The 1,509-nt window shown below is 34.4% G+C and carries 2 protein-coding genes; both read left to right on the top strand.

Going from position 1 to position 1,509, the window contains the following annotated elements; all coding sequences use genetic code 11:
- A partial coding sequence (locus VNJ50_RS08845) for a HAMP domain-containing sensor histidine kinase (protein WP_325581024.1) occupies nt 1–625 on the top strand: 625 nt, incomplete at its 5' end.
- Between the two features lie 119 nt (nt 626–744).
- Nucleotides 745–1,509: TolC family protein (locus tag VNJ50_RS08850; RefSeq protein WP_325581026.1), on the top strand; the 765-nt coding region annotated here is incomplete at its 3' end.

A 1,509-nucleotide genomic window follows, 5' to 3' on the forward strand; every position in this document is an offset into this window, starting at 1 on the left:
AGCGGCTATTATTACCGAGTTGGAGTTATCAATGGACAAAGAACGCGCCATTGACGATTATAAAACGGCCATTGAAAACAGTCTTAAAGATGCCAGAAAAATAGTGAGGCTGTCCAATAGCCTTTTGGACATGGCAAAAGCCAGTTATGATCCGTCGGAAATAGCGTTCAAATTAACTCGTATCGATGAGGTTTTATTAGATGCCCGACAACAAGTGCAACGCGCACATCCCAATTATAAAATTGATATCCACTTTGAAACCGATATTGAAACCGATGAGCAGATTTCTATTAATGCCAACTCCTATCTTTTAAAAGTTGCTTTTGTCAATCTTTTTGAAAATGGCTGTAAGTTTTCAGATAATCAACATTCTAAAGTATCCATCGCTTTTAAGGATAAAACTATTCATTTACAGTTTTCAGATCATGGTATTGGCATTTCTAAAATTGATCAAAAAAATATTTTCAAGCCTTTTTACAGAGGTGACAATCAAAAGTTTGCAGACGGTAATGGGATTGGACTTTCATTGACTCAAAAAATAATCGATTTGCATAAAGGTGAAATTTCAATGACTTCAAAACTTGGAAAAGGCACCGATTTTTTTGTAAACTTTCCTAATGGATAAGCCTTTTCTAATGAAATTCTAATTTATTTCTATCATTTCTCTAACCCACAAATAGAGGAGTAAGGGCAATCTTTGCACTTATTATATTCATAATGCACGAATTTTCCCTATAAAATAACATGAAGTTCATTTTAAAAACAGTCATTTATATAACGGTGACGCTCGTTTTTTATCACCCTTTAAATGCGCAAACTACCTTCACATTAGAGCGTATTTTAAAAACTGCCAAATGCAATAATCCGATTTTAAAATCTGAATATTTTAACGTTGCTATTGCTGAAAGTGATGTGCTTAGTTCAAAAATACGTCCCAATTTAGTGCTGAGCAATGAAACCATTCAAATTGCAAAAAACTCTGAATTAGCTGGCGGGACCCATTGGAACCATCCTGAAAACCGTGAAGTACTTTGGCAATTGTCCAAGGAATTTCAAATTATGGGTCAGCGTCAAAATAAAATTGATGTTGCGCTTAAAAACATGGAGTTATCCCAAAATGAATATTCTGAAATAGAAAGAGCGTTGCTTTTTGAAGTGGCCCAAAAATGGAATGAGGTATTAACGGCACAAAAACAATTAGAACTCATTGAATTTGCCAAAAACAATATGGACAGCTTGGTCAAAACAAGCCAAATTCGTTATAAAAATCAGGTTATTACTCAAACCGATATGTTTAGAACCGAATTATTGGCCAAGCAATATGCTTTGCAATACGGCTCTGGACGTCAAAACCTTTTAAACTTACAGAAAGAACTTCAATTTTTAATCGGCAGTAATGATCCGATAGAAATTGATGCCACTGAAGAACTTAATAGTAATGACTTCACCAATTTAGAGCAACTGCATGAACTTTCGGATACTTTAAGAAGTGATATGCAAATGACCAAA

The organism is Gelidibacter sp. (genome assembly GCF_035577925.1).
Taxonomy (GTDB): domain Bacteria; phylum Bacteroidota; class Bacteroidia; order Flavobacteriales; family Flavobacteriaceae; genus Gelidibacter.